This is a genomic window from Dethiosulfatibacter sp. (assembly GCF_983023055.1).
In genome coordinates this window covers 1-4,394 of sequence record NZ_CEZJXU010000202.1, presented here as the reverse complement: position 1 = coordinate 4,394, position 4,394 = coordinate 1, and the positions used below count along the sequence as shown (strand labels likewise).

At 36.5% G+C, this 4,394-nt stretch carries 5 protein-coding genes; all 5 read left to right on the top strand.

Annotation, left to right across the window (positions count from 1 at the left end):
* A partial coding sequence (locus AC3AX0_RS08020; RefSeq protein ID WP_487549781.1) for an aldehyde ferredoxin oxidoreductase C-terminal domain-containing protein occupies positions 1-1,227 on the top strand: 1,227 nt, incomplete at its 5' end.
* Between the two features lie 91 nt (positions 1,228-1,318).
* Positions 1,319-1,516: a sulfur carrier protein ThiS gene (gene thiS, locus AC3AX0_RS08015; protein WP_487549780.1), complete on the top strand. Its 198-nt coding sequence runs from the start codon at positions 1,319-1,321 to the stop codon at positions 1,514-1,516.
* A 1-nt stretch (position 1,517) separates the two neighbouring features.
* Positions 1,518-2,603: a M24 family metallopeptidase gene (locus tag AC3AX0_RS08010; RefSeq protein ID WP_487549779.1), complete on the top strand. Its 1,086-nt coding sequence runs from the start codon at positions 1,518-1,520 to the stop codon at positions 2,601-2,603.
* A 103-nt stretch (positions 2,604-2,706) separates the two neighbouring features.
* Positions 2,707-3,222 carry a signal peptidase I gene (gene lepB / locus AC3AX0_RS08005; RefSeq protein WP_487549778.1) on the top strand — a complete coding sequence of 172 codons (516 nt, stop codon included), beginning with the start codon at positions 2,707-2,709 and terminating at the stop codon, positions 3,220-3,222.
* 9 nt (positions 3,223-3,231) lie between these two features.
* On the top strand, positions 3,232-4,394 hold a 1,163-nt coding region (pepD, locus tag AC3AX0_RS08000), incomplete at its 3' end, for a beta-Ala-His dipeptidase (RefSeq protein WP_487549777.1).

The window sequence follows — 4,394 nt, the reverse complement described above, 5'->3', positions numbered from 1 at the left end:
ACAAAATACATATCATCAAAGGTATTCATAAAAGATTACTGCACCCAGGGAATGGTAGATGGATGCTGGTACGGATGTTCAGTGGCATGCGCAAAGGCAGCAGACAACTTCGAACTAAAGACAGGACCATACAAGGGAGACAAGGTAGTAGTTGACGGACCTGAATATGAAAATGCAGCAGGACTTGGATCAAACTGTGGAATATTCGACCCACATGTAATACTTGAGTTGAATTTCTACTGTGACACATATGGAATAGATACAATATCCTATGGAACCCTTACAGCCTTCATAATGGAATGTTATGAAAAAGGAATAATCAACTCAGAAATCACCGGAGGACTTGAGCTAAAATTCGGAAATGCAGAAGCAAGTCTAGAAATGATGCACCAGTTGGCAAGAGGAGAAGGATTTGGACTAATAGCAGGACAGGGAGTCCATAGAATGAAAAAACTCTTTGCCGAAGAATACGGAGCAGATCCTGATTTTCTCTTTGACATAGGAGCAGAGCAGAAAGGACTTGAATATTCGGAATACCTTTCAAAGGAATCCCTCGCACAGCAGGGAGGATATGGACTGACAAACAAAGGACCTCAACATGACGAAGCATGGCTAATATTCATAGACATGGTAAACAACCAGATACCTACATTTGAAGACAAAGCTGAAGCACTGCACTACTTCCCAATGTTCAGGACATGGTTTGGACTTTTAGGACTATGCAAGTTGCCGTGGAACGATATAGCACCTGCAAACAACTCTGAAACTGATGAGCCTGCAAAGATACCTGAGCATGTACAAAATTATCTAAACCTTTACTATGGAATAACAGGAAAAAGAATAACATCTGAAGACATGGTAGCAATGTCTGAAAGGACATACAACTTCCAGAGGATATTTAATATAAGAATGGGAAAAGGACTTAGAATAAACGATAAGACACCTTATAGGACAATGGGACCTGTTACACCTGAGGAATATGAATCAAGAGCAGAAAGATATGACAAGCAGTTAAAAGAAGATATAGGATATGACCCAACGGGAAAGACAGTAGAAGAAAAGATAGCAGTCGTGAGAAAATACAGGGAAGACCAGTATGAGAAGCTGACGGATGCAGTCTACAAAAGACGTGGATGGACAGACAATGGAGTACCTACTCCTGAAAAGCTTAAATCCATAGGCATGGACCTTCCGGAACTTATGGAAGTGGTAGAGAAGCATATATAAAAAATATTCTGATTTTCTATTGATAAATCCATGAAAGAACATTAAAATGAGTAGAGGTATTATCTCTACTCATTTTTTTAGGAGGTGAAACATGCTTTTAAACAACAGGCAATTTGAACACTATGTGGAAAACATGACTATACAAGATGTTATTGATGTTATGAGATTTACATATCCCAGACTGGTAATTAAGGTTAACGGGCAACTTATTCAAAAAAAAGAATATTCAAATGTTTTTTTAAATGAAAATGATGATGTTAAAATACACCATTTATTAGCGGGAGGTTAATATGAATGATAAATATGTAGCAAAGCTGGTTTCAATATTAAAAGAAAACAATCTTGATGCAATGCTGGTGGTTCCTTCAGAAGAGCTTCTTTTTCTGGCGGGATTCAGTCCCATGCTTTGCGAAAGATTCCAAGGGCTTTTTATTAAAAACGACGGCGACTGGTTTTATTTCTGCAATCTTCTAACGAGGGATGATGCTATGGAGCACGTTCCTGAAGAAAAAATATATTCATGGTTCGACAACGATGGATTCATAGGTGATTTGAAAAAGGTTCTGACGGACAAAGGACTCAAGGGAAAAAAAATAGGATTAAACTCGACAGCCAGAGCATTTAATATACTCGAGATAATTAAAAACATTGATGTGGAATTTGTAAATGGGAAGGGATTTCTGGAGGAAATGAGAATCATTAAAAACAACAAGGATATCGAAAACCTCAAGGAAGCATCAAGAAGAACGGACATGGTTATGGAAAGTATAATTAAGGAAATCAAACCAGGTATGACAGAGCTTGACATTGTAGAAAGAGTGGATAGTTTGTTTGCTAAAAACAGTATGGTTATGGAATTCGCAATAGTTGCAACTGGACCAAATTCCGCATTGCCTCACCATGAAAGTGGAGACAGGAAAGTTCAAAACAAGGATATCGTTCTAATGGATATTGGAGGAAAATACAATGACGTATATTCAGACATGACGAGAACAGTTTTCGTTGGTGGAGCAACTGAAAAGGAAATAGCGGTATATAATCTTGTCCTTGAAGCACAAATGAAAGGCATAGCAAGTGTTGAAGCAGGTATTGAAGCAAGGAAAGTAGACAGCACTGCAAGAGATGTAATTGAAGAAAAGGGTTATGGTCAATATTTCACTACAAGACTTGGGCATGGAATTGGATATTCCGTTCATGAAGGACCATATATAGTAGGTTACAATGACCTTGAACTTAGAGACGGAATGGCTTTTAGTATAGAACCTGGAATATACATTAAGAGTGAATTTGGTGTAAGGATAGAAGACCTTGTTATTATTGAAGAAGGAAAGGGTAATTCTATAAATTTCGCCACCAAGGAATTAATAATCATATAAATATTAAATGATTATTAAATTTTTATAATAATGAAAATTATAGTGTATAGTGAATAAATATATATGGTATAATTGTTTATGATTTTACGCGAGGAGTTGTTATATGAAGTCACTAAATTATTTCATAAAGGAATGGATAATTCCTATAATTGTAGCTCTGTTGATAGTAGTATTTTTGAATAAATTTATTTTTATTCTTGTTACAGTTCCGACAGGTTCCATGGAAACAACAATTATGCCTGGAGACAAGCTCTATGTCACCAAAATATACAACGAAGAAAAGTTTGATAGAGGAGACATTATAGTTTTTTATTCAGATGAACTTGAAAAGGTTCTTGTTAAAAGACTTATGGGACTTCCTGGAGATGAGGTCTTTATTGATGAAGATGGCATAGTCCATGTAAATGGAGAAGAGATTGATGAGCCATATGCAAAAAATACCAGTCAAAATCCGCAGGTTTTTAATGTAACTGAAAAATCATACTTTTTTATGGGAGACAACAGGCCTAATTCACTTGATGCTAGAGCCTGGGATAATCCATATATTTCAGAAGACGATATTATGGGAGTAGCAATGTTTAGGTTTTTCCCATTTAGCAGAGTAGGACGAATTGAATAGGAGAAGAATATGAGTAGATTATGGGAAGGCTGCAAGCCAGAAAGAGTTTTATATTATTTTGAGGAAATTTCTAAAATCCCTAGATGTTCCGGGAAGGAAAAGCAGGTTAGTGATTATTTGGTGAACTGGGCTAAATCCAAAAATCTTAAGGTGTATCAGGATCAATATCACAATGTTGTAATATACAAGGATGGTACAAAAGGGTATGAAAATGCTCCAAAGGTAGTCTTGCAAGGGCATATGGACATGGTATGTGAAAAGAATGAAGACACTGTTCATGATTTTGACAAGGATCCAATAAAACTTGTTATAAAAGACGACTATATTCATGCTGAAGGAACCACATTAGGCGCAGACAACGGCATAGCTGTAGCAATGAATCTGACTATATTGGAATCTAACGATATTCCACATCCTCCAATTGAAGTTCTTATTACATCAGATGAGGAAACTGGAATGACTGGAGCAATGAATATTGATCCATCTGTAATCGAAGGTAGAATTCTTCTTAATCTTGACAGTGAAGGAGAGGGAATATTTACGTCAGGATGTGCCGGTGGCGGAAGAATAAATTTCGTATCTGAAATAGAAAAAAAAGAAAGCAAGTATTCAAAAAAATACAGGATAAGCATTAAAGGTCTAATGGGTGGACATTCTGGTGTCGAAATCCACCTTGACAGGGCTAATGCCAGCAAACTTATGGGCAGATTATTGTACAAGCTTAAAAATATTACAGATCTTGAAAATGTTCAAGGTGGATCTGCAGACAACGCAATTCCTCGTGAAGCCTTTGCTGTAGTAACTGCAGATGATTTAGGGAAAGTTAAGTCAATTGTTGAAAATTTGGAAAAAACCTTTAAGAATGAGTATGCTTTTTCAGACGTTGGAATCAGTATTGAAATTCAGGAACTGATTGAAGAAATCGGTGAAGTGTTCTCTGATGAATTTTTTGATAGATATCTTAAGCTAATAAATCTTATTCCATATGGACCCTTAAAGATTAACAGGGATATAGATCTTGTAATCCAGTCCAACAATCCGGGAGTAGTCAAGGTTGAGGATGATGTATTAAGAATAAAATGTGCCGTTAGAAGCTCAATAGAATCGTTAAGGGAGGATTTCTGTGAGCAGATGATTCAGCTTGGCGAAGCAACAGGCTTTAAAGTTGAAAA